The sequence below is a fragment of the Veillonella sp. HPA0037 genome (assembly GCF_000411535.1).
GTDB lineage: Bacteria > Bacillota > Negativicutes > Veillonellales > Veillonellaceae > Veillonella > Veillonella atypica.
Genome location: NZ_KE150483.1, coordinates 362,757 through 383,722, shown reverse-complemented (window position 1 = coordinate 383,722; position 20,966 = coordinate 362,757). Strand labels below are relative to the sequence as shown.

The following is a 20,966-nucleotide window of genomic DNA, read 5'->3' as shown; positions in this document are numbered from 1 at the left end:
AGAATCACAAACAGATTTGAGGAGGCACCTACATGAACGAAAAATATGTAGCCCAAGATATTGAGAAAAAGTGGCAAAAGTACTGGGATGAGAACCATACTTTTAAAACTGAATATGACGAAAGTAAAGAGAAATACTATGCATTAGAAATGTTCCCATACCCCTCTGGTAATTTGCATATGGGTCATGTGCGCAATTATTCCATCGGCGACGTAGTAGCGCGCTTTAAGAAAATGAATGGCTTTAATGTATTGCATCCAATGGGCTGGGATTCCTTTGGTATGCCTGCAGAAAATGCAGCCATCAAACATGGTATTGCACCTAAAACCTGGACTCTTGATAATATTGAGAACATGAAAAAGCAACAAAAAGCATTGGGCCTTTCCTATGATTGGGACCGTGAAGTTGCCACATGTAAAGAAGATTACTATAAATGGACACAATGGTTCTTCGAACAATTCTATAAAAAAGGGTTAGCTTATAAAAAAGAAGCAAAGGTTAACTGGTGTGAAACATGCCACACTGTATTAGCTAACGAACAAGTTATTGATGGCCTTTGCTGGCGTTGTGATAATCCTGTAGAGAAAAAAGATTTATCTCAATGGTTCCTCCGTATCACTGAATATGCAGATCGCTTGTTAGATGATCTCGATACACTCGATGGTTGGCCTCAACGCGTTAAATTGATGCAAAAGAATTGGATCGGTCGCTCTGAAGGTACAGAATTCTCTTTTGATGTGCCATCCATTAACGAACGTATTTCCGTATATACGACTCGTGTAGATACAATCTACGGCGTAAGTTACGTTGTATTGGCTCCTGAACATCCATATGTAGAACGTTTAATTGAAAATGCACCTAACAAAACTGATTTAGATGCTTTTATTACGCGTATGCGCAACATGAGCGACATCGACCGCACGTCTACAGAAGCACCTAAGGAAGGTATGTTTACCGGTTCCTATGCGGTAAACCCTATGTCTGGCGAACAAGTGCCTATTTGGATTGCTAACTATGTTCTCGTAGATTATGGTACTGGTGCCGTTATGGGTTCTCCTGCTCATGACGAACGGGACTGGGAATTTGCTCATAAATACGATTTGCCTATTAAACCTGTTGTGTCTCACAATGGTGAAAACTACAATTTCGATACATGGGAAGAATCTGACCACGAAGATGGCGTGTTGATTAATTCTGGTGAATTTGATGGTCAAACATCTGAAGAGGCTCGTAAAAATATTACGGCTGCACTTCATGAACGCGGTATCGGTGAAGGTAAAACTAATTTCCGCCTTCGCGATTGGCTTATCTCTCGCCAACGTTATTGGGGCGTGCCAATTCCTGTTGTATATTGCGATACATGTGGTGAACAACTCGTACCAGAAGAAGAATTGCCTGTACGTCTTCCTGAAGATGTTAAATTTGAATCCGGTGCTGTATCCCCATTGGCAACATCAGAAGCTTTCATGAACGCTAAATGTCCTAAATGTGGTGGCCCTGCGCGTCGTGAAACAGATACTATGGATACATTCATCGATTCCTCTTGGTACTTCTTGCGTTACACTGACGCATTGAACGATAAAGCACCATTCGATTCCAAAATTGCTAATTACTGGATGAACGTTGACCAATACATCGGTGGTATTGAACATGCTATCTTGCATTTGTTATACTCTCGTTTCTTTGTGAAAGTTATCCATGATTTAGGCCTTATCGAAGCTAACGAACCATTCCGTGGTCTTTTGACACAAGGTATGGTACTTAAAGAAGGCAGCAAGATGTCTAAATCTAAAGGCAATGTGGTTTCTCCAGAAGAAATCATCAATAAGTACGGTGCTGATACAGCGCGCTTATTCATCTTGTTCGCAGCACCAGTTGACCGCGATCTTGATTGGAGTGACCAAGGTGTTGAAGGTTCCTATCGCTTCTTAGGTCGCGTATGGCGTATTGTTGATGCGTATGACCAAGCAGCAAAAGAAAATCATACGGGTGACCTTACTAAAGACGAAGTGGCATTACGCCGCGAATTACACCGTGTTATTAAAAAGGTTACAGAAGATTTAGATAATAACTTCAACTTTAATACGGCAATTAGTGCGATTATGGAACTTGTTAATGCTATGTATGCACACAAGGACAAAGCAGAATCCGTAAATGCTGATCTTGCTAATGAGTTAACACATAATCTCGTGTTGTTATTAGCTCCATTCGTACCACATATTACAGAAGAATTGTGGCATGAACTTGGCGAAACTGAATCCGTTCATACTATGAACTGGCCAACATACGAAGAATCTGCTCTTGAAGTAGATGAAGTAGAAGTGGTTCTTCAAGTTAATGGTAAGGTTCGCGATAAATTAACTGTTTCTGTGAATATTACGAAAGAAGAATTGGAAGCATTGGCTAAAGAATCCAGCCGTGTTCAAGAGTTTACAGAAGGTAAACAAATCGTTAAGGTTATCTACGTACCAGGTAAACTTGTGAATATCGTTGTAAAATAATATTTCTATATATGATTTGTTAATATAATGAAAGCCCCCAACTACATAAGTAGAAGGGGGCTTTATTATCTAGAGAGGTTATTATGGCAAAACGTAGCGATTATATTTCTTGGGATGAATACTTTATGGGCGTTGCTATTTTGGCTGCGCAACGATCCAAAGATCCTAATACACAAGTGGGGGCCTGTATCGTCAGCAATGATAATAAGATCTTATCCATTGGTTATAATGGCATGCCCTTAAATTGTAGTGATGATGATTTTACGTGGGAACGGGATACGGCGGATGATAATAAATATTTTTATACCGTTCATAGTGAATTAAATGCGATTCTAAACTATCGCGGTGGTTCTTTAGAAGGGTCTAAGATTTATGTAACACTATTCCCTTGTAATGAATGTGCGAAAGCTATCATCCAAAGCGGCATAAAGGCCGTTATTTATCGAGATGATTTGTATAAAGATACTAAAGAGGTTAAGGCTTCAAAACGTATGCTAAAGACGGCCGGTGTAGATATTATCGAATATCAATCGACGGGCCGCGTATTGGAAATAACACTATAATAGATAAAAGAGGGATGGCGTATCCTTCGAAAGCGACTTTGGCCCTGCGGAGGCCGAAGGCCGGAGTCAGACCCGGCCGGTGGAGCTTACGGAGGATGTACCATCCCTTTTATATGTTGTGTGTTATACCAATAAGCGGCCGTCGATCATGATATCTACTTGTTGGCCGTCTTTTGTAATGCCTTTAATATTCATGTTTTCGTGACCAATCATAAAGTCCACATGAGCGAGGGAGTGGTTGAGACCACGTTCTTTGAGTTCATCTTCAGAAAGGCCGTCGCTATTTTTTAGACAAGTTGGATAGGCTGCACCGATTGCTAAATGGCAGGATGCATTTTCATCAAACAATGTTTCATAGTAAATCATGTTAGATTGACTAATAGGACTATAGTGGTCCACGAGGGCCACTTCACCAAGATATTGAGAGCCTTCGTCTGTTTCGATGAGTTCTTTAAGAATATCTAATCCTTCTTCAGCCGTGTAATCAACAATTTTACCGTTTTCAAAAGTAAAGGAGAAGTTAGAAATAGGATTGCCTTGGTAGATAAGTGGTTTTGTACTAACTACTTTACCATTTACACCATTCCATTGAGGTGCACAGAATACCTCTTCCGTAGGTATATTGGCATTAAATTTGATACCCTCTTTGGAGAACTCTTCGCCACCTTGCCAAATATGGTCTTCTGGTAATTCGAGAAGTAAATCTGTGCCATTTTCACATGTGTATCGCAATGCTTTCAAATCAAGAGCGTTTAATGCTTCGCGACGATGGCGTAGCTTAGCCATGTGATGCGCATATGTTTCTTTTGCCTCTACATCATTGAGACGACATAACTTTAGTAATGTAAGCCAGATTTGGTTAAGTTTTTCTTCATCTGATCCTTCATAGCCAAGAAGTTCAGCCCAAAGCACTGTTGGTACAGCGGCTACACACCATGTTACGGATGAGTTCATGATGGCTGTATGGTAGAAGGATAGGACCTTGTTGAGATTGCGTGAGTTTAAGCTAATGCGCTCTGTAGGAATTCCTGCTAACGCCTTTGGATTGGCACTGATAAGTGATAAAAAGGCAGCTTTTTCCTCTACGTATTGCTCGTAATATACAGGAATCCATTTAGCCGGTGTTTCTAGAACCGACGCTTCAGCATGTAATAAGCGTTGTCGTGTAATTGGGGTATGGCGCCAATTGATAATAACCTCTTTGGCACCCAATTGATAGGCTTCTTCCGTAACGATGACTGCAAAATCTTTATTGTCTACGTCAACAGATACGATGAGTGTTTGCTTTTCTTGTAAATTAACGCCAGACTGCAATAAAGTACGGGCGTATTTACGTAATAATTCTTGATTCATTATAGACTCCTTAACATAGTAATAGGATATACCGGTAAAGTATGTTCCTTTAATTCGATATAATTTTGAAAACTCCTGCTTATGTGACTAATAGAGTCACAAGTAGGAGTTATTTGTTGTATATGGAAACTCTAATAGTAGGAGGTGACCATATGAAACAAATGATAGTGTCACATAAGTGGATTATAATAATCCTGTGTATTTTAGTAGGAATTTATTTCCTATGGCCTATTATAACAGAAGGAAGCACAACAATGCCAGATTCGTCTGTATTAGCGGCTAATACGTCAGACGTGAATAGCATTAATCATCATGAAAGTAATTCTATTCATGCTAATAATGGTGTAGTTCAACCTGAACAACATACTGAAGGTACAGATGCTATTGTGTATGTAACGGGTGCTATTCAATCGCCAGGTCTTTATAAGGTGGCATCTAGCTCGACAATTGGCGATGTTATAAAAGGGGCTGGAGGTGCACTACCATATGGAGATGTAGAGTCTATCAATTTAGCAGAGACTGTGACAGGCGGACAACATATTCACATCAAATTTAACTTTCACGGGAATCCTGAATCATTACTACGAAATCAAAAGATTAATATTAACACGGCTACCGTTAAAGAACTCGATTCACTGCCTGGAATTGGGCCAACTATGGCAAAACGGATTGAAGAGTATCGTCAAAGTAAGGGTACTTTTACATCTATAGAGGATATCAAGCACGTCAAAGGTATCGGCGATGGATTATTTAAGAAGATACGCGATAAAATTACAGTCTAATTTACCTATTTATTTGACACTGAATATGCTGATCACCTATTCGGAGATAGCCCATTATATTCTAAGTGGTATCATACTAGGCATTTTATGTGCCTATAGTTCGCATTATGTATTGCTCGATATGAGTTGGTATTGTATGTTTGGTGCTGCTGGCTATCTACTATATACATTGGTTAAAGCTGTGGTTCGCTATAGGTTACAACCGTCTTTGTCAATTAAATATATAGTTGTAACCTGCATCGTCTCTTGTGCATTAAGTGGCATATCATTTTTACATGTAAACCATCAAATTAATCAGTATGTAGGGCACACTAAATTCTTTTTATCACAAGAAGGCGAATATGCACTACTCATTGATTCTCCGGTAGATTTAAAAGTGATTGATGGGAAAGAATATAGATCATTTAGTGCTATATTGTTAGGGTTAGTGCCACACAAGGATACGGCAAAAGGCGTGCATATTAAGGCCGATGGGCATATTAGAGTAACAATACAAGAAAATTCTACACATCTTCATATGGGGGATTCGATTATCGTTCATGGTACGCCTAAATCTCTCTATTTGACAGAAGCGAGAGGCACTATTGATAAGCGAAATAAGGCAATTCGTAATGAAGATATGGGTGCCATGTTTGATGGTACCTATAAGGTGGTGGATTTACATGCTCTAAAACAGTATAAGATAGATTCTTATATCGGTTATTATCAACGCTGTCTTCACATAATTGATTCCATGCGTAGAGCTGTTGAAGTATTGATGGAGCAGTATCTATCAGATACAACCAAATGGCTTGGAATTTCATTAGTTCTAGGAGGCCATTATGGAGAATTAGGTCAAGATGTGCTACGTCAATTTGGCTACACTGGTATCATTCATATTTTATCTATATCGGGTTCCCATATTGCACTGTTATTTTCTATCGTATATGGCCTATGCAGAGTATGTCGTATCAGGAAACGTTATGCTATGATGGGTGGTATTATACTATCTATCTTTTATTGTATAGTGGTTGGTTTCAGTGCACCTGTTGTGCGTTCTACAATAATGGGAATTTGGCTTGCTTTAGCCTATGTAAAGGGCCGTATGTATACGGCGAAGCAAGGATTAGGAGTGACGGCTATACTATTTTTACTATATGATCCGTTACTTATATTAGACGTGAGCTTTCAACTATCCTTTGGAGCTACCTATGGGCTCTTATTATTTGGCATGCCATTATATCGATGGATCACAGTATTGCCACCGATTGTGAAAGCTCCACTAGTACTCTGCATCAGTGCACAGCTTTTATTGATACCGTTCCAGCTCTATTACTTTCACTATTTGAGTTTAGCAAGTCTTTTTGCAGCTATTATTATTACACCTTTACTTGATATAGCTATTGTTATGTTATTTGGTTGTACTATAATATCCTTACTTATACCAATAGGTATGGTGTGGAACGTAATCGACTGGATATTAACTATCTGTTTATATGCAAATGCGCATCTCGCTAACAGTTCTATATGTCTATGGTGGATAGGTACCATTTCTGCCACATTAGGGGTGTTATACTATGGATGTGTGGGATTACTATATATTAATCTAGTCTCATTAAAGCTTAGATTTAGAAATTTCACCAAAGGAATTGTACTCATGGGAATTGGCATAATTGCTATAGCTTATAGTGGCATCTTATATAGGAATGAAACGATTTTGCATATTATACCTATGAAACAGTCAAATGCATTCATCATTGTTAAGCCTTATGAAAAAACGGCTATGGTATATATTGATACGCCTGATGCTATTCCTATGAAAGCTAGTGAAATACGCGTAAGAAATGGACTCCAAAGTTTTGGTATTCCATTAAAAAATGCTCGTGTTCAACGATTTCAATCGACGGGCAAAAATACTGTTTTATACAAAAATGATATATCGTCTGTGATGGTCTATAATAGACAAAATGGTGAAAAAAAACTACAATTAAATGATATGAGGAACACTATTTTGATTACATCTCAGTCGTATATGGTGAATCAAATTGTAGCGTTACATCCGAGTCGGCCTGTGCTTGTTAGTATGCCTCGAGGCGCGATGCGAGACATTGATCCAGATGCGGAACATGTTCATTTATGGGGCTATCAATATATTCCGGACTATCGATTATGAAAGGAGGACTAGCGATGCATCAAGTATATCTAATCTATGGTAATGAACCACAACTCATAGAAGAAGAGAAACAAAAATTTTTCTTATCTCATAAAAATCTAGATGTACGCGTATTGCATGATGAAGCAGGTCCTTCTAAAATATCAGAACAATTGATGGAGGATTCTTTGTTTGGCGATGCCAAGGTATTTTGTCTTATCAATCCTCCTATCTTAAAAAAAGCAGGACAAAAAGAGAGTCAAGAATGGGATGCACTGGCTGATTTACTGATGAATTATACCGGTGATAATCCAGTACTTATTATCTATCACGATATGGTTGATAAACGATTAAAACAAAATAAAAAGATATTAGAATCGATTCCTAACAAGGAATGTAAGCGATTAGAAGGTGACGATTTATTGATGTGGATACGTCAGTATTGCACATCTAATGGATATACGCTAACGCCTGATGGACATGATTATGTATCTCACCTATTGGAGTTATGGCAAGATGTGCCTGTTGCCTTTATGCGCACCGAGTTTGATCGATATTTTCTCTTATTAGGGAATCATAAGAAAATCGACAGGCCTTTTTTAATGGAACATAGTAGTAATTATGGGGCTAAAAATATCTTTACCTTTAAAGAAGCACTATTAAAACAAGATGTGAATACTTTATTAGAATTATTTCCATTTATGTTTAGCTATAAAGAAATCGACCGCGCTATGGGGTATATCGAAGGACAATTGCGTCTCCAATTATTGGTAAGTGAATGTCGTGCTGCTGGTATGACAGCTAAACAGGTAGAAAATTTTTGTAAAGAGAATGGGGCCTCTTATAAACCGTACCCTATAAAACTGGCCTATGAAGCGAGTTCTCGTATTTCTATAAAGGCTTTAAAAGCACTCTTAAAAGGATTATATGAGGTTATATTAGATAGTCGCACAAGCAAAGGGGATATGTGGCGATTTAGGGATTTATGTTTGACCTATTGTGGGTATAAGGGATAAAAATGAAAGTACGTTATCGAGTAGTACCAAAACAGAATAGTAAACCTGCTTTCTATGTGAATTGTGATGATAAACAGGTAACCATTCAAGCAGCAGATTCAGCGTTTAAGACATTGGTGTCATTACAAGAGCGATTAGCTGCTTGGTACAAAGAAAAAAATATTTCCTTTGATACGATTCCTACCAATGCAACTACATCTTGCTGCTTTGCGTGGAAGGTAGATGACGATGATGAAGAATTTGCACCGTACTACTATGCCGGTGGTTGTGGTGTAGGTGAATTTATTGAAGACGTTGAAGCGCATCGTCAGAAATTAGAGGAAGAAAACATGCCAGAGAGAGGAAAGTCCTTTGCTGGCAATAATGATGATGAAATTGATTATGCAGATGAGTTTGTGCCATTTATGGATGCAGTGGAATTGGACTATTTTAATCCAGACCCCACATCGTATGAGTCTGTAACTACGAGAAATCCATCTGTATCTAGTAGCTTATCATCTACATCTTCAGCTAATAGTGGATATCAACACAAAGGGGGCAAGAAATATCCACAACGTGCTCCTAAGGATGCGCCAACTGATGAGGGTATGATTTTAGGTCCACGCATTGAGGGCACGACCTCTAGCATCATGGGCACTGTAGAAACGCCAAGTGTTATTTTTGAAGGTGTGTTCGTTGGCCTTGATAAACGCGATACTAGGACTGGTAAAAGTATCGTAAATGGCAGTATCGTAGATGATACGAACAGTATGAAGTTTATCAAATTTACGAATAATCCAGAAGAAGGGGATGCCTTATTAAAGCAATTAAAGAAATTGCAAAAGGTGCGTGTTCAAGGTAGTGTCAACTTTGATGATCGATTTGATAAGGACTATATTTTATCTATACGTAGTATCGAAGCTATCGAAGAAGACAATATAAATGAACGGACAGAGGACAGACCAGATTCTCGTGTTGAGCTTCATCTTCATACTAAGATGAGTGATAAAGATGCACTCGTATCGATTAAGGATTTATTTAAAACTGTCAAAAAATGGGGCCATCCTGCGGTTGCTATTACGGACCATGGTGTTGTACAAGCCTTTCCTGAAGCACAAGCACTTGGTAAAGAACTTGGTGTTAAGGTTATTTATGGCGTTGAAGGATATCTCGTTGATGATGCGGATTTAGAAAAGGAATTATCCTTAGACGTTGTAAAACGAAAAGATGAAGCGCCTCGTTATCACATTATTTTGTTAGCTCAAAACATGGTGGGCTTACGTAATCTGTATAAAATGATTTCCATATCCCATTTGGAATACTATAAACGGAGACCTCGTTTGCCTCGTTCTATCATTGAAGAGCATCGTGAAGGTATTCTTATAGGGTCTGCCTGTGAAGCTGGTGAATTGATGCAAGCTATCGTTAAAGGTTCTTCTAAAGAGGAGTTATTAACGATTGCGTCATTCTATGATTATCTTGAAATTCAACCACATACAAATAATACATTCTTAATTCGCAAGGGGATTGTTCCAGATGAACAAGCTCTTATCGATATGAATAAGACGGTTATTGAATTGGGTGAAGCCCTCAATAAACGCGTATGTGCTACCTGTGACGTCCATTATTTAACGCCAGAGGAAAAGATATATCGTGAGATTATGTTAACCGCTTGTGGGTTCCCTGATGCGGATGAACAACCGGATTTACATTTGCGTACTACCGATGAAATGTTAGCTTCATTCCCATATTTAAGCGAGGAAAAAGCATATGAGGTTGTTGTTGCGAATACACGGGCTATCAATGATAGCATAGAAGATATTAAGCCGGTCCCAGACGGTACATATTCGCCTAAAATCGAAGGGGCCGATGAAGCTTTCACAGAAATGTGCTATGTAAATGCGAAGAAGATTTATGGTGATCCATTGCCTCGTGTTGTACAAGAACGCCTAGATTATGAGCTCGATTGTATCATCAGTAATGGTTATGGCGTTTTATACTATATCGCACATAAGCTAGTAAAAAAATCGCTAGATGATGGCTATCTCGTAGGTTCTCGTGGTTCTGTAGGCTCGTCCTTTGCAGCGACCATGTCGGAAATTACAGAAGTTAATCCATTGCCACCACATTATATTTGCCCTGAATGTAAGTGGTCGGAATTTTATGAAAATGGTGAATACGCCGGTGGATTCGATTTACCTCGTCGTGACTGTCCTAATTGCGGTCATCCATTACAGACGAATGGCCATGACATTCCATTTGCTATTTTCCTTGGTTTCGAAGGCGATAAGGTTCCAGATATTGATTTGAACTTCTCTGGCGACTACCAAGCGAAGGCCCATAAATACACGGAAGAACTGTTCGGCCGTGATAATGTATTTAAGGCCGGTACCATTGGTACCATTGCAGATAAGACTGCATTTGGGTATGTAAAGAAATATGCAGAGCTTAGAAATATTCAGGCTCGCAGTGGATTCCTTGAACATCTCGCAAAAGGTTTTACAAATGTAAAAAATACGACAGGACAACATCCGGGTGGCATCATGGTTTGTCCTCGTGATATGGACGTGCATCACTTTACGCCGATTCAGCATCCGGCCAATAAAAAAGAGAGTGGCGTATTAACGACTCACTTTGATTATCACTCTATTGAAGGGCGTATGACAAAACTCGATATTCTGGGCCATGATGATCCAACGATTATTCGTATGTTGGAGGATTTGACCGGTATTGATGCGAAGACGATTCCTTTTGATGATCCGAGAACGCTAAGCCTATTCTCATCAACAGAGGGTATCGGATTGACGCCTGAACAATTGCAAGGGGACCAAGTAGCTAGCCTTGCCGTACCGGAGTGTGGCACGAAATTTGTACGGGGCATGCTAGAAGATTCACGGCCACAAACCTTCTCTGATCTTGTTCGTATTTCTGGTTTCTCCCACGGTACGAATGTATGGCTCGATAATGCACAGGAACTCATTAAAAATGGTACTTGTAAATTGAATGAAGCCATTTCTACTCGTGATGACGTAATGAACTTTTTGATTCATCGTGGCATGAATAAGAAAAACAGTTTCTTCGTCATGGAAAATGTTCGTAAAGGGAAGGGCATCGAAAAGAGAAATAAACAAGGCCAAGCGACTACGGAGTTTGAAAAAGAAATGCGAGAAAATAATATTCCTGAATGGTTTATTGAGTCTTGTAAAAAGATTTCCTATCTATTCCCACGTGCCCATGCCGTTGCTTACGTTATGATGGCATTCCGTATTGCGTGGTTTAAGGTATACCATCCGTTGGCATTTTACGCGGCCTATTTCTCTATACGTGCAAAAGCCTTTGATTTACGCATCATGACCGGTGATTTGAATACACAATTGAAAGAATTTAATCGTATCAAAGCGCTCGACCGTGGTGCCAGCCCTAAAGAAAAGGATTTGATGTCCGCCTTGGAGGTATCCATGGAAATGTATCAACGGGGGTATCGTTTTATCAACGTAGATATTCAGCATTCCGGTGCTCGCCGATTTAGCATTAAGGACGGCGCACTATTACCACCATTCTTAGCTATCGATTCACTTGGTGAAACCGTTGCCGATGCGATTGTAGAAGAACGGGAAACAAAACCGTTTACATCCTTAAAAGACTTGCAACGTCGTTGTAAGGTATCTGCTACCATCATTGAAACAATGAAAGCACTTAAATGCTGTGGTGATTTGCCAGAGGACGAACAAATGTCGCTGTTTGGCTAATAAATTTAAAAGGTGTCATCGTTTGATGACACCTTTTTTTTGAAAGTTTTGCAATTTAACTATTTTGGCAGATTTTAGTATAAGGATTTATATTTCATCCAGTTAGTTTTAGCCATTTCTTTAAGTTCTGTACCACGTCCATCAAGGATGGCGTTGATCAAGTATTTACTAAAGCCTTTTGCTTGTTGGTATGCAATTTTTGGAGGCATAGCAAGTTCTTGTTTATCTACACGGACATTGATAATAACAGGACCTTCATTATAGTTTAGAGCTTCCTTGATTTTTTCATCTACTTCGCTAGAGTTTGTAATGCTAATACCTTTGATACCGGCAGCTTCGGCAAGTTTACCAAAGTCAGGATTTACAAAGTCTGTAGCATAATCTAGGTAACCAGATGCTTTCATTTCCATGGCAATGAAGCTAAGTTCTTCATTGTTAAATACGAATACTTTCACAGGAAGATTTAATTGTTTTAATGACAACATTTCGCCCATCATCATTGTGAAACCGCCGTCCCCAGATAGGGAGATAACTTGGCGATTTGGACATGCATTTTGAGCGCCTATTGCGTGCATCATTGCATTGGCCATAGAACCGTGGTTGTAGGATCCAATGATACGACGTTTTCCATTTGTTTTGACATGGCGTGCTGTCCAGATAACAGGAGTACCCACATCGAATGTAAAGATGGCATCATAAGCAGCCAATTTATTAAGACGATTTACGAAATATTGAGGGTGAATTGCTACGCCATCAGGTTCAGCAACAGCATAGCTGTCCAAATCATTGCGGAATTTAGTGTATGCTTTACGAACGGTATCGATGAATTCTGTATCATCTCGTTGTGTAAGGTGAGGGAGTAGTTCGTGTAATGTATCTTTCACAGAACCTATGATGCCTTGTGTTAATGGAACGCGTGCACCTAGGGCGGATGGATTAATGTCTACTTGAATTACCTTAGCATTTTCAGGATAGAATGGACGATAAGGGAAATCGGTACCTAACATGATTAGTGTATCGCATTGCTCAATAGCACGGTAACCGGATGTATAACCAAGCAAACCTGTCATGCCGACATCATAAGGATTATCCCACTCAACCCATTCTTTGCCTCTGAAAGCATGTACAACAGGGGCTTGTAATTTAGTAGCAAGTTCAACCACTTCGTCATGTGCACCGGCACAACCAGCACCACAGAAAAGTGTAATGCGTTTGCCATTGGTTATATGTTGGACCATTTCAAGAATATCCTCTGATTGAGGAATTACGCGTGGCAATTTAGGCGCATGCCATGTAGGTAATTCATCAATTTCTGTTTCCATAACGGCCACATCACCAGGTAGAACGATTACGGCTACATCGCGATTGCCAACTGCGGCATTCATGGCGCGGAATAGGATTTCAGGCATTTGCTTTGGATTAGAAACGAGTTCACAGAAACAAGAGCACTCTTTAAATAAATTTTCTGGATGTGTTTCTTGGAAATAGTTGAGACCGACTTCGGATTGTGGAATATGAGAGGCAATAGCGAGCACTGGTACACGATTGCGATGACAATCAAATAGACCATTTATCAAATGGAGATTACCAGGGCCAGAGCTACCAGCACATACGGTTAATTTACCTGTTAATAGAGCCTCTGCACCAGCAGCGAAGGCTGCAGATTCTTCGTGGCGCACATGTTCAAATTGAATTTTCCCATTACGACGTAAACTATCGTTTACCGAGTTTAAACTATCCCCAGTAATACCATAAATTCTTTCAATACCTGCGTTAGCTAATACCTCTATGAGTACATCTGATATACGTTTTTTTGCCATATTATCACCTCTATATGATAATTAATGTTATTTAAAAATATAATTCATTGTATACTATAAATAGTAGTATCTTATGAATGCATATTATGTGACTTTTATCACAATATATTGTATACATCACAAAATTAGTTCAATTTCTAAAAGTGCTATATAATTGAGATGGATATTAATAAGTTTTCTCATATACAAATGTATAATCTTGCGAAAGTATCATAAAAGTGGTACTATAAACATATAAATTAATATGATAAGTCTTTGGGGATAGGTGAAATTCCTTACCGGCGGTTATAGTCCGCGAGCTATATGGCATGAATCGGTGCAATTCCGATACCGACAGTAGAGTCTGGATGAGAAAAGACAATAGCACATATATTTTGTATGTGTATATATGATGACCCAAGGACTATGTTTATAGTCCTTTTTTTATTGAGGTATTATGATGAACGACGAATTATATATGAAGCGTGCCATTTCTCTAGCGAAAATGGCAACTGGACATACATCGCCCAATCCTTTGGTTGGTGCCGTCGTAGTAAAAAATAATACAATAGTTGGCGAAGGGTATCACCATAAGGCTGGTGAGGCCCATGCGGAAGTGCATGCGTTAGATGCCGCGGGAGACAATGCTAGGGGGGCTACCTTATATGTAACCCTTGAGCCTTGTGCGCATTATGGTAAGACCCCGCCATGTGCAAAGCGTGTCGTTGAATCTGGTATTGCTCGCGTTGTGATTGGTAGTACCGATCCAAATCCACTAGTGGCTGGTAAGGGCATTCAAATTCTTACTGAGGCAGGTATAGAGGTAACTACAGATGTATGTGTGGATGAATGTATTCAGTTGAATGAACATTTCTTTACATTTATTCAAACACATAAACCGTTTGTAACCATAAAAAGTGCTATGTCCCTAGATGGTAAAATTGCTACTTTCACAGGTCAATCTCAATGGATTACGAATGAAAGTTCCCGTAAGGACGGACATATATTGCGAGCGTCTCATGATGCGATGCTTGTTGGTATTGGTACCATCTTGGCTGATGATCCATTGCTTAATTGTAGGCTCACTAGAGATGAATTATATGAAGCAATTATCGACAGACACGATGTCTCCATAGATAATACATTAGAGGTGCATCAGCCAGATATTATTATTCTGGATAGTCAGGGGCGTACGCCAACGGATGCAAAGGTATTTACGATACCAAATCGCAAGGTTATCATTTATGTAGCGAAAGGTTGTCCAGAACAGCGTAGAATTGCTTTGGCTAATGTTGGAGCGATTGTAGAAGAACTCCCAACAAAATCGGTGCGTCAAGGACGTACCACTGATGTAGCTATAGATATTAAGAAGATAGATATTCAAGCGTGTTTGGAACATCTTGGGGAACAAGAATACACATCAGTGCTTGTTGAAGGTGGTTCCACCATTATCAGTTCCTTTGTTGAATCGTTGGCCTTTGATAAAATTGTTACCTATATAGGCAATCTTGTCATAGGGGGCGCGAATAGTACATCTGCTGTAGGTGGTACTGGTTTTGCTACATTACATGAGGCGCCTACACTTGAATTTGCTAGTTCGCGAATACTAGATAATAATATTCGTATAGAATCCTATCGTTTAGGAAGGGAGGGCTCCTATGTTTACAGGCATCGTTGAAGAAGTTGGCAAAATAGTAAACGTTAAAAAGGGTGCTCAATCCTTATTATTGACGATCGGTGGCAATACAATTTTTGACGATTTAAAAATTGGCGATTCTGTAGCGGTTAATGGCGTTTGTTTAACTGCCACATCTATTGGAAATCACCAATTTACTGCAGATGTTATGCCAGAGTCAATAAGTATGACGACATTTACCAATTTAAAGGTAAATCAACCCGTTAATCTCGAACGCGCTATGGCTGCTAATGGAAGGTTTGGAGGTCATATCGTGGCTGGTCATGTGGATGGTACAGGTCGCATTATCAATATGAAACGAACAGATAATGCCATTGTTTTCACTATTTCTGCTCCAAAATCGATTATGGATTACGTCATTTATAAAGGATCTATTACAATCGATGGCATTAGCTTAACGATTATGGAGAGAACTGAATCGACCTTTTCCGTATCTATCATTCCACATACATTAAGCGAAACTGTGCTAGGCCATGCGTCGATTGGTACAGAGGTAAATTTAGAAACAGATATTACAGGCCGTTATATTCGTCATTTTATGACATTAGATGAGCCTACACATACAAGTAAGTCTCAAAAATCCATGGAATCTCTATTAGTAGAGAACGGATTTATGTAAAAGGAGGAGTTGTCTCCATGAATTATACATTGAATACAATTGAAGAAGTTCTTCAAGATATGAAAGTTGGTAAACCTGTTATTATCGTTGATGATGAAAGTCGCGAAAATGAAGGGGATTTAATTATCGCTGCCGAGTTTGCTACTCAAGAAAACATTAATTTCTTTGTTAAATATGCACGTGGTATCGTGTGCACTCCAATGAGACGAGAAGCTTTAGAACGTCTTGGCATTCCTGTAATGGTTACGAAGAATACGGATAACCATGAAACAGCGTTTACTGTTACTGTAGACCATGTAGATACAACAACAGGTGTATCCCCAGCAGAACGGGCCTATACGATTCAAAAACTATTGGATCCTAATGCAAAACCTGCTGATTTCCGTCGCCCTGGTCATGTTTTCCCATTGGTATATAAAGAAGGTGGCGTTCTCGTACGCCAAGGTCATACGGAAGCCTCTGTAGACCTTTGTCGTCTTGCTGGTTTGCAAGAGGCTGCTGTTATCTGTGAAATCACTAAAGATGATGGTGATATGGCACGTTTACCGGATCTAATCGAATTTGCTAAGGAACATGACTTGAAAATTGCGTCCGTAGCAGAACTCATCGAATATCGTAAACAACATGAAGATATGATCGGATTAGGCGCTTGTTCCAAATTACCAACAAAATTTGGCGATTTCAATATCTTCGTATTTAAAAATGATTTAGATCATAAAGAGCATCTTGCAATCGTTAAGGGCGATGTACAAGATTGTGAAGATGTACTTGTACGTATTCACTCCGAATGTTTAACAGGGGATGTATTTGGTTCTAAACGTTGCGATTGTGGTGAACAATTAGAAAATGCATTACGCTCCATCGAAAAAGAAGGCAAAGGCGTTGTAGTCTATATGCGTCAAGAAGGTCGTGGTATTGGCTTAACAAATAAAATTAAAGCCTATGCATTACAAGAACAAGGTCTTGATACAGTAGAAGCGAATGAACAATTAGGTTTCCCTGCAGATATGCGCGAGTATTCATTAGCGGCTCAAATTATTCGTTTCTTAGGTATTAAGAGTATCCGTTTATTGACGAATAACCCTGAAAAACGCCATGGATTAGAACATTGGGGTGTTGATGTACACAAACGTGTACCTCTCATTATTCCTGCCAACAAATTTAATGCAGGCTATTTAAAAACAAAAGAAGAAAAAATGGGTCATATGTTAGAGGACTAATTTTTCTTTACTAACTTAGATATGTAAACTAATCATTCATAGGAGGCTATAACATGATGGTTCAAGAAGGTAATTTGGTTGGTACTGGTAAAAAATTTGCTATTATCGGTTCTCGTTTTAATGAGTTCATTACATCTAAATTAATTGGTGGCGCAGAAGATTGTTTATTGCGTCATGATGTTAAACAAGAAGATATTACAGTCATTTGGGTTCCTGGTGCTTATGAAATTCCTTTGATTGCAAAAAAAGCAGCTTTATCTGGTCGTTATGATGCTGTTATTTGTGTAGGTGCAGTTATTCGTGGTGCTACTACACATTATGACTATGTTTGTAATGAAGTTGCAAAAGGTATTGCTCACGTTTCTTTAGAAACCGGTATCCCTGTTATGTTCGGTGTAGTAACAACTGAAAATATTGAACAAGCTATCGAACGTGCTGGTACAAAAGCGGGTAATAAAGGTTACGATTGCGCTATGGGGGCTATTGAAATGGTTAATCTTATCGATCAAATCTAAATTAACCTTTGAAAACACTCGGTATCATATGATACTGAGTGTTTTTTATATCGAAAATATGTTCTTTTACTAGAAAAGATACTTAAGCAAACATATGTTCCTGCATAATGGAAAATATACATATATCATGCTATACTATATAGGCACTAAAGAGTGTAATACATAATAATTTGATTATATATAAGGAATGATTGAATGGATTATATAAAACGTTTTACCACCCGTGAAGGGGTTCGTATGTCAATAGCCGTTACAACGGATACGGTAGAGACAGCGCGCGTACGTCATGATTTATGGCCAGTCGCAACAGCTGCTCTAGGACGTGCCATGACAGGTGCTCTATTACTGGCGGGTGATTTTAAAAATCACGAGAATGTAAGTCTTCGCATTAAAGGTGATGGCCCACTCGGTGTTGTACATGTCGATGCATTTTCTGATAATACTGTTCGCGGTTATGTAGATGAGCCACATGTGGATGTACCATTAAAACGTGCTGGAAAACTCGATGTGGGTGCTGCAGTTGGCCACCATGGAGAAGTACAAGTTACAAGATTCACTAAATTGGCTCAAGATTATACATCTACTAGCCCTATTCAAAGCGGTGAAGTAGCAGAGGACTTGGCGTATTACCTTTATACATCTGAACAGGTGCCATCTACGATTAGCTTAGGCGTTCTCGTAGACCCAGATTATCATACCATTGTAGCTGGTGGTTTTATCGTACAAGCTTTACCTGATGCTACTGATGCTGCATTGGCTATGGTAGAAAAGAATATCAATGAATTAGGACCTGTGACAGAATATTTAAAAGAACATCCTGATGGTAAAGGTCTTGTTGAGAAAGTGCTAGACGGACTTACTGTTAACGAAGTCTATAACGAACCAGTATCTTTTAAATGTCGTTGTAGTCGTGATCGATTCGCTGGCGTTCTTATGACATTGCGTGAAGATGATAAGAAATCCCTCTTAGAAGATGAAACAACAGAGCTAGTTTGTCATTACTGTAATGAAAAGTATCATTTCTCTAAAAAAGAACTAGAAGATATGTTTACACCTAAAGGACCAATTCAATAATAGAACTTTTTGTAAGAGTATAATACATTTGTGACAAGTGAATAAAAAATGAGAAGGAACTCTGTTATAATGAAGTTGCTTAATCCAAACATTACAACAAAAGGAGTTCCTTCTCATGCATTCTATTATAACTGAAGAATTAAGATTTCGTAAACGAGTATGTGAATATGCTATAAAGTATGGAAATAATGCTGAAGCTGCACGTCGCTATCATACTAGTAGACAACAAGTACAACGTTGGGTGAAGCGTTTCGACGGGACTATTGATTCACTTCGATTGTATAGTCGTAAACCACATTCTCATCCTAATCAACACACTGAGGAAGAACTAGCACTTATCAAGCGTATGCATTCTAAGTTTAAACATGAAGGGCTGTCTCAAGTATATGTTGAGGCAAAAAAGCGTGGTTATAAACGCTCATATGGCTCTATGTGCCGACAAATCAGGTGTCATATTAAAGAGAAAAAGGTTGTTAAATCTGTTCCTAAAAGCAAGTGGAAACCGGATATAATAACATATCCAGGAGAAAAGGTTCAGATTGATATAAAATACGTACCTCGCGAGAGTTTAGCCTTTTCAACACAAGGAAAATCTTACTATCAACTTACAGCTATTGATGAGTTTTCTAGAAAGAGAATTCTAAAAATTATAGATGAAAAAAGTGTTACTAATACAAGTCGCTTCTTATTAAATTTAGAAGCCAAAATGGGATTTCCTATTCATACAATACAAACAGATAATGGTCGTGAATTTACAAACTATGGAGTAAAAGATCGAGAGTGTTTATTTGATATTGTATTAAAAAGATTAGGAATAGAGCATAAAACGACAAGACCATTTTCTCCGTGGCAGAATGGAAAGGTAGAGCGCAGTCATCGAATTGATAGTGAAAGATTTTATTCTCGTAAGTTTAATAGTATGGAGAGTTTTCTAAAAGCACATAGTCGATATGCTAATAGATATAATAACATTGCACAAAAAGTCTTAAACTTTAAATCACCAAACCAAGTTATAACAGAGTACTTTATGAATCAAAAGGCATAAGTATTTGTCACAAATGTTTGATTACTCTAGAGGACCAATTCAATAATAGAACTTTTTCTATAGATTGTTTTATCATTATATGCGAAAATATAAAGATAGAGTATTTTTAATAGGAGGCAACTATGAGTGCAATCGGTGTAATTGGCGGAACAGGTGTTTATGATCCGTCTATATTTGAAAATATTCATGAAGAATCCTTGATGACTCCTTATGGAGAGATTGATTATGTTCAAGGAACATATAAAGGTAAAACTGTGATTTTTGTAGCTCGTCATGGTAAAGACCATACGATTCCTCCACATAAAATTAATTATCGTGCCAATATTTGGGGCCTAAAAAAGCTAGGCGTTAAATTTATTATTTCTACGACTGCTGTAGGTTCTTTGAATAAGAATTTTGAACCTGGTCACTTTGTTTTAACAGATCAATTTCTTGATTTTACAAAAAATCGCGTCACTACATTCTATGAAGGTGGCGAGCGTCCGGTAGCACATTTAGATGTGACAAATCCATATTGTCCTGAGCTTCGTCAAATCATTGAAGCTGTAGGTAAAGAACAAAAATTATCTATTCATAATGGCGGCACCTATGTATGCACAGAAGGACCACGTTTTGAAACACCTGCAGAGATTAAGATGTTTCACATGCTTGGTGGCGATACAGTAGGTATGACGAATGTACCAGAGGTTAATCTAGCAAACGAAGCGGAAATGGCGTATACAACGATCTCTATGATTACGAACTATGCAGCTGGTATTTCTGAAAATGCTCTTACTCACAGTGAAGTAGTTGAAATGATGGGCGAAATGGCATCTCAATTGAAAGCTCTTATTTTAGGTACAATTGAGGCCATTGATATGAATGCAGATTATGCAGCTCATCATCGCATGGCTGAGTATGGTGGTTTTAAATTATAAGAGATCG

Annotated in this window: 15 protein-coding genes and 1 riboswitch; of the genes, 13 read left to right on the top strand and 2 right to left on the bottom strand. The window is 38.6% G+C overall.

The genetic code is table 11. The annotated features are described in order from the left end of the window. The first annotated feature begins 32 nt into the window (after positions 1 to 32). Both leuS and HMPREF1477_RS01810 read left to right on the top strand, forming a co-directional pair. A complete protein-coding gene (gene leuS, locus HMPREF1477_RS01815) occupies positions 33 to 2,501 on the top strand; it encodes a leucine--tRNA ligase (RefSeq protein ID WP_016475610.1) in 2,469 nt (822 codons plus the stop codon). An 83-nt stretch (positions 2,502 to 2,584) separates the two neighbouring features. Next, complete coding sequence (locus HMPREF1477_RS01810) at positions 2,585 to 3,064, top strand: dCMP deaminase family protein (RefSeq protein WP_005377547.1); 480 nt, start codon at positions 2,585 to 2,587, stop codon at positions 3,062 to 3,064. A gap of 123 nt (positions 3,065 to 3,187) precedes the next feature. On the opposite strand, the gene HMPREF1477_RS01805 is transcribed toward HMPREF1477_RS01810, so the two are convergent. Next, positions 3,188 to 4,417, bottom strand: coding sequence for an aminopeptidase (locus HMPREF1477_RS01805; RefSeq protein WP_016475609.1), 1,230 nt, complete (start codon positions 4,415 to 4,417; stop codon positions 3,188 to 3,190). 152 nt (positions 4,418 to 4,569) lie between these two features. Here HMPREF1477_RS01805 and HMPREF1477_RS01800 point away from each other — a divergent pair, with 152 nt between their 5' ends. The 4 genes from HMPREF1477_RS01800 (at position 4,570) to HMPREF1477_RS01785 (ending at position 12,074) form a co-directional block, all read left to right on the top strand. After that, positions 4,570 to 5,199, top strand: a complete 630-nt coding sequence (locus HMPREF1477_RS01800) for a ComEA family DNA-binding protein (protein ID WP_016475608.1) — start codon at positions 4,570 to 4,572, stop codon at positions 5,197 to 5,199. Positions 5,200 to 5,335: 136 nt separating this feature from the next. Continuing rightward, complete coding sequence (locus HMPREF1477_RS01795; protein WP_016475607.1) at positions 5,336 to 7,351, top strand: ComEC/Rec2 family competence protein; 2,016 nt, start codon at positions 5,336 to 5,338, stop codon at positions 7,349 to 7,351. 14 nt (positions 7,352 to 7,365) lie between these two features. Then, positions 7,366 to 8,346: a DNA polymerase III subunit delta gene (gene holA, locus HMPREF1477_RS01790; protein WP_016475606.1), complete on the top strand. Its 981-nt coding sequence runs from the start codon at positions 7,366 to 7,368 to the stop codon at positions 8,344 to 8,346. A gap of 2 nt (positions 8,347 to 8,348) precedes the next feature. Further along, a complete protein-coding gene (locus tag HMPREF1477_RS01785; RefSeq protein WP_016475605.1) occupies positions 8,349 to 12,074 on the top strand; it encodes a PolC-type DNA polymerase III in 3,726 nt (1,241 codons plus the stop codon). Between the two features lie 74 nt (positions 12,075 to 12,148). Here HMPREF1477_RS01785 and poxB read toward each other — a convergent pair whose 3' ends face one another. Further along, entirely contained in the window at positions 12,149 to 13,894 is a 1,746-nt protein-coding gene (poxB, locus tag HMPREF1477_RS01780; protein ID WP_016475604.1) for a ubiquinone-dependent pyruvate dehydrogenase, read from the bottom strand. Positions 13,895 to 14,141: 247 nt separating this feature from the next. After that, positions 14,142 to 14,257: riboswitch (FMN riboswitch) on the top strand. A 73-nt stretch (positions 14,258 to 14,330) separates the two neighbouring features. On the opposite strand from poxB, the gene ribD reads away from it, so the two are divergent. The 7 genes from ribD (at position 14,331) to mtnP (ending at position 20,959) form a co-directional block, all read left to right on the top strand. Next, the gene (gene ribD / locus HMPREF1477_RS01775; protein WP_051113436.1) at positions 14,331 to 15,551 is read left to right on the top strand and encodes a bifunctional diaminohydroxyphosphoribosylaminopyrimidine deaminase/5-amino-6-(5-phosphoribosylamino)uracil reductase RibD; all 1,221 of its coding nucleotides are present in this window, start codon (positions 14,331 to 14,333) and stop codon (positions 15,549 to 15,551) included. Then, positions 15,532 to 16,188: a riboflavin synthase gene (locus HMPREF1477_RS01770; protein ID WP_016475602.1), complete on the top strand. Its 657-nt coding sequence runs from the start codon at positions 15,532 to 15,534 to the stop codon at positions 16,186 to 16,188. The genes ribD and HMPREF1477_RS01770 overlap by 20 nt, the downstream gene beginning before the upstream one ends. Before the next feature lie 17 nt (positions 16,189 to 16,205). After that, positions 16,206 to 17,408 carry a bifunctional 3,4-dihydroxy-2-butanone-4-phosphate synthase/GTP cyclohydrolase II gene (locus HMPREF1477_RS01765; protein ID WP_016475601.1) on the top strand — a complete coding sequence of 401 codons (1,203 nt, stop codon included), beginning with the start codon at positions 16,206 to 16,208 and terminating at the stop codon, positions 17,406 to 17,408. A 53-nt stretch (positions 17,409 to 17,461) separates the two neighbouring features. Continuing rightward, positions 17,462 to 17,923, top strand: a complete 462-nt coding sequence (gene ribE / locus HMPREF1477_RS01760) for a 6,7-dimethyl-8-ribityllumazine synthase (protein WP_005377561.1) — start codon at positions 17,462 to 17,464, stop codon at positions 17,921 to 17,923. 195 nt (positions 17,924 to 18,118) lie between these two features. Then, entirely contained in the window at positions 18,119 to 18,997 is an 879-nt protein-coding gene (gene hslO, locus HMPREF1477_RS01755; RefSeq protein ID WP_016475599.1) for an Hsp33 family molecular chaperone HslO, read from the top strand. A 115-nt stretch (positions 18,998 to 19,112) separates the two neighbouring features. After that, positions 19,113 to 20,042, top strand: a complete 930-nt coding sequence (locus tag HMPREF1477_RS01750; RefSeq protein WP_016475598.1) for an IS481 family transposase — start codon at positions 19,113 to 19,115, stop codon at positions 20,040 to 20,042. A gap of 122 nt (positions 20,043 to 20,164) precedes the next feature. Next, complete coding sequence (gene mtnP / locus HMPREF1477_RS01745; protein WP_016475597.1) at positions 20,165 to 20,959, top strand: S-methyl-5'-thioadenosine phosphorylase; 795 nt, start codon at positions 20,165 to 20,167, stop codon at positions 20,957 to 20,959. Positions 20,960 to 20,966: the final 7 nt, after the last annotated feature.